The organism is Streptacidiphilus jiangxiensis (assembly GCF_900109465.1).
GTDB lineage: Bacteria > Actinomycetota > Actinomycetes > Streptomycetales > Streptomycetaceae > Streptacidiphilus > Streptacidiphilus jiangxiensis.
In genome coordinates this window covers 1-4232 of the sequence record NZ_FOAZ01000078.1, presented here as the reverse complement: position 1 = coordinate 4232, position 4232 = coordinate 1, and the positions used below count along the sequence as shown (strand labels likewise).

Sequence of the window (4232 nt, the reverse complement as noted above, 5' to 3'; positions counted from 1 at the left end):
CAGGCGACCGCCTACGCGCACTACTCCATCTACGCCAACGCCTACCGCAGCGGCGGCCCGTGGCAGTACACCGTCGCCCCCTACGCCAACGGCACCGACGGCACCACCATCGACTACTTCAACGTCGGCACCAACTACGGCAGCGGCAAGTACGACCTCACCTGCGTCGGCCCCAACCGCTTCCTGCGCCGCTTCACCGGCAACACCACGGCCGCCGGCAAGACCTGCGAGGCGACCACCAGCTACGCCGCCGCGCCCGACACGGGCCAGGAGGCGCTGTACGTCCACATGACCAACACCGGCACCAGCACCGTCACCTTCACGGTCACCTCGAACAACTACCGCACCGACGGCCCGTGGACGTACTCGGTCGCCGCCGGCGCCACCGTCTCGGACTACTTCAACGCGGTCGCCTACCAGAACGGCTGGTACGACTTCACCGTCACCGTCAGCTCCGACTCCTCCTGGAGCCGCCGCGTCACCGGCCACATCGAGACCGGCGCCGCCAGCGTCAGCGGCTGACGCCCTCCCGGCACCCCCTCAGGGCCGGTTCGGCGGCGCGTCCAACCCGCAGCTGTGCTGCGGGGCCGCCGGACCGGCCTCTCCGGGCGCGGCGGCCGCCGTCGGCCGGGCCGGGTTGCGGATCAGCGCCGCCGCCATCAGGCCGCTCAGCACGCAGAGCGCGCCGGAGACCAGCACGGCCTTGTGGAACCCCGACGAGAACGTCGCCGGGTGCAGGTAGGCGGAGCCCGTGATCCCGGCGATCGCCGGGAGCACGGCCACCGCGATCAGCGACGCGGCACGGGCCACGTCGTTGTTGACCGCCGAGGCCATGCCCGCGTGCTGCGCGGGCGCGGAGGACAGCGCCGTCGAGGTGAGCGGCGCCACCGTCGTCGCCAGCCCGAGCCCGAGGACCAGCACGCCGGGCAGCACCTCGGTCAGGTACGAGCCGGACCCGTTCACCCGGACCAGCAGGGCGAGCCCCAACCCCGCCAGACACGGCCCGACGCTCATCTGCAGCCGCGGTCCGATCCGCGACGCGAGCGCGCCCGAGCGGGCCGACAGCGTCAGCATGAGCAGCGTCACCGGCAGCAGGGAGACGCCCGCCTCCAGCGCCGAGTAGCCGGAGACCTGCTGCAGCTGGATCGGCAGCAGGAACAGCACCCCGCCGAGCGCCCCGTAGAGCACGAAGGTCACCGCGTTGGTCGCGGTGAACTGGCGGGACGAGAAGACCTCGAGCGGCAGCATCGGGTGTGCCGCCTTGTTCTGCCACCACCCGAACCCGCCGAGCAGGGCGAAGCCCAGCAGCAGCGATGCCAGCACGGAAGGGCTCTGCCAGCCCCGGTTCGGCCCCTCGATCAGCCCGTAGGTCAGCCCGACCAGACCCAGGGTGATCAGCAGCCCGCCCGGCACGTCCACCCCGGCCCCGTCCTCCGTCTCCGGCGCCCGCGACTCCGGGACGTGGCGGATCGCGAGCACCACGACGAGCGCGGCCAGCGGCAGGTTGATCGCGAAGATCAGCCGCCAGGAGGCCGCCTGCACCAGCCACCCGCCCAGGAACGGCCCCACGGCCGTCGCCACCCCGCTCAGTCCCGACCACGCGCCGATGGCCCGCCCGCGGTCCTCGGGCACGAACGAGGCCTCCAGGATCGCCAGGCTGCCCGGCGTGAGCAGGGCGGCGCCGACGCCCTGGAGCGCGCGGGCGGCGATGAGCATGGTCGCGTTCGGCGCGACCCCGCAGAGCGCGCTGGCCAGCGCGAACCACACCACGCCGATCAGGAACACCTTCTTGCGCCCGTACCGGTCCCCGAGTGCGCCGGCCACCAGCAGCAGCCCGGCCAGGGTCAGGGTGTAGGCGGTCACCACCCACTGCAGGTCCGCCAGCCCGGCATGGAAGTCCCGCCCGATCGCCGGCAGGGCGATGCCGACGACGGTGGCGTCGATCGCCGCGAGCCCGGACCCGAGCACGGTCGCCGCGAGCACCCACCGTCCTGGCCCGGAGGCGTAACGCAGGGAAGGCGTCATACAGGAAGGCTAAGGGCTCCGATCGGAATGAGGCGCGTGCTCGGCTTGCCGTCGGGGATGCCTGCCCTGTCCAGGGTCACGTGGGTAGCCGCGATCCTCCTGGTTCCGGGCGCTGCGTTTGAGGTTCCCGCGGGGCAAGGTTCTAGGTTCGGGACATGGTGGATGGACCCGAGCTGATCACGGTCGGTCAACTGGCACGCCGTGTCGGGCTGACCGCGAAAGCACTGCGGCACTACGACCGGGTGGGACTGCTGTCGCCAGCCGCGGTCGACCCCCACACGGGCTACCGGCTCTACAGCGCCGATCAGGTTGCGCCCGCGCGCCTGGTGCGGCTCCTGCGCTCGGTCGACGTGCCGCTGGAGTACGTGCGCGCGTGCCTGTCCGGGCCGGACGACGAGGCCGCGATCCAGCAGGTCCTGATCCAGCACCGGCGCAGGCTCCAGGCACGCCTGGATCGGGTCCGGGGCGACCTTCACCGAATCGACCATCTGATCGAGGACGGAGTCACCGCAGCGATGACCGACCAGGACAAGCCCGATACGGCCAGTGGGACGGGCGATGAGCGGCGCATGGCCGTGGACCTGTTCAACGGCGTGTGGCGACTGCTGGAGAAGGAGGACCGCAGCGTCGAGGAGGACGACCGGATGCTGCACATGGCGCACGCGTCCCGCCACCACTGGGGCCAGGTCGGCGCGCCGGTCAACCTCAGCCGGGGCGAGTGGCAGTGCTCCCGGGTCTACTGCGTGCTGGGCCGCGCCGAGCCCGCTCTGCACCACGCGCGCCGCGGCCTGGAGATCTGCCGCGAGCACGGCATCGGCGACTGGGACCTGGCCTACGCGTACGAGTCCCTGGCCCGCGCCTGCGCGGTGGCCGGCGACAAGGAACAGGCCCGCGCCTGGACCGAGCAGGCCCTGGCCGCCGCCGAGGACATCGCGCAGGACGAGGACCGCGAACTGGTCCTCAGCGACCTGGAGTCCATCCCCGCCCAGCCGCGGTTCTGGTGACCCGCAGCCACCGAACCGGCGCCCTACTCGGCGGAGCCTCGCGCTCCTGGGGGCGGTGCAACGGGACCTTGGTCCTGAAACGGAACGTCCTTTCGGCGCTGCCGCTGCGGTCCTAGGCCGGATGAACGCGGGCGGGCGGATCCGTAGCGTCGTAGGTGAGGACGCGGCGCCGGCGTGTGGTGCCCTGGCGTCGCGTCCCGTTCCCGCCGTCCGAACCGCAGAGGAGAGCCTGCCTTGCCTGCCACCGCTCGTGACCACCGCACGCCGGCCGCAGTTCTCACCCTGCCCCGGCACGCCCGCGCCGCCGCGCAGGCCCGCCACACCGTCGCCGCGCTCGCGCACTACGACGAGGACGTCGCCGACCGGGGCAAGCTGCTCGTCACCGAGGCCGTCGCGAACGCGGTGGAGCACACGGACGGGCCGTCCGTGACCGTGGAGGTGCGCGTGGACCACCAGACCGGTGGCATGTTCTGCGCCGTCTTCGACACCGACCCGGCCGTGCCCCTGCCGGACGGGCCGGTCCACGCCGCCTGCACCGCCGAGTCGGGGCGCGGGCTGGCGCTGATCAAGGACCTGAGCGACGACTGGGGGTACTTCCGGGTGCAGGACGGAAAGTGGGTCTGGTTCCACCTCCGCCCCGCACCCGCCGCGGCGTGAGCCGCCTGTGCTGCGTCGGCCGCGTCAGCCGCTGACGCTGGCGTCGCCGGTCTCGATGTGGCCGGTGGCGCGGCGGCTCCAGGAGGAGTCGGCGTCGACGGTGACGGTGAAGTCGTACCAGCCGTTGGTGTACGCGACCGCGTTGAAGTAGTCCGACACCGTCGCGCCCGGGGCGACCTGGTAGGTCCAGGGGCCGTCGGTGCGGTAGTTGGTGGACGTGATGGTGTAGGTGACGGTGCTGCTGCCGGAGTTGGTCATCTTGAACCAGACCGCCTCCTTGCCGGTGTTCGGCGCGGGGGCGTAGTACGTCGTGGCCTCGCAGCCCTTGCCCGCGCCGTTGGCGTTGCCGACGAAGCGGCGCAGGAAGCGGTTCGGGCCGACGCAGGTCAGGTCGTACTGGCCGTTGCCGAAGTTCGTGCCGATGTTGAAGTAGTCGTTGGCCGTGCCGTCGGTGCCGTTGGCGTAGGGGGCGACGGTGTACTGCCACGGGCCGCCGCTGCGGTAGGCGTTGGCGTAGATGGAGTAGTGCGCGTAGGCGGTCGCCTG

Annotated in this window: 5 protein-coding genes; 3 read left to right on the top strand and 2 right to left on the bottom strand. The window is 72.2% G+C overall.

What is annotated here, in order from left to right; genetic code table 11:
* On the top strand, positions 1–522 hold a 522-nt coding region (locus BMY61_RS43660; protein ID WP_143094850.1), incomplete at its 5' end, for a phospholipase domain-containing protein.
* Between the two features lie 18 nt (positions 523–540).
* Here the strand turns inward: BMY61_RS43660 and BMY61_RS43655 are convergent.
* On the bottom strand, positions 541–2025 hold the full coding sequence (locus tag BMY61_RS43655) for an MFS transporter (RefSeq protein ID WP_042449975.1): 1485 nt from the start codon (positions 2023–2025) through the stop codon (positions 541–543).
* Between the two features lie 155 nt (positions 2026–2180).
* Between BMY61_RS43655 and BMY61_RS47280 the strand changes: the two genes are divergently transcribed.
* Both BMY61_RS47280 and BMY61_RS43640 read left to right on the top strand, forming a co-directional pair.
* Positions 2181–3029: a MerR family transcriptional regulator gene (locus BMY61_RS47280; protein WP_082015127.1), complete on the top strand. Its 849-nt coding sequence runs from the start codon at positions 2181–2183 to the stop codon at positions 3027–3029.
* 234 nt (positions 3030–3263) lie between these two features.
* Positions 3264–3686, top strand: coding sequence for an ATP-binding protein (locus BMY61_RS43640; protein ID WP_042449974.1), 423 nt, complete (start codon positions 3264–3266; stop codon positions 3684–3686).
* Between the two features lie 24 nt (positions 3687–3710).
* Here BMY61_RS43640 and BMY61_RS43635 read toward each other — a convergent pair.
* On the bottom strand, positions 3711–4232 hold a 522-nt coding region (locus tag BMY61_RS43635), incomplete at its 5' end, for a phospholipase domain-containing protein (protein WP_143094849.1).

Bases quoted from the DNA above. Each gene is read 5' to 3' on its own strand.
- BMY61_RS43655 (WP_042449975.1), bottom strand. From the start codon at position 2,025: ATGACGCCTTCCCTGCGTTACGCCTCCGGGCCAGGACGGTGGGTGCTC.
- BMY61_RS47280 (WP_082015127.1), top strand. From the start codon at position 2,181: ATGGTGGATGGACCCGAGCTGATCACGGTCGGTCAACTGGCACGCCGT.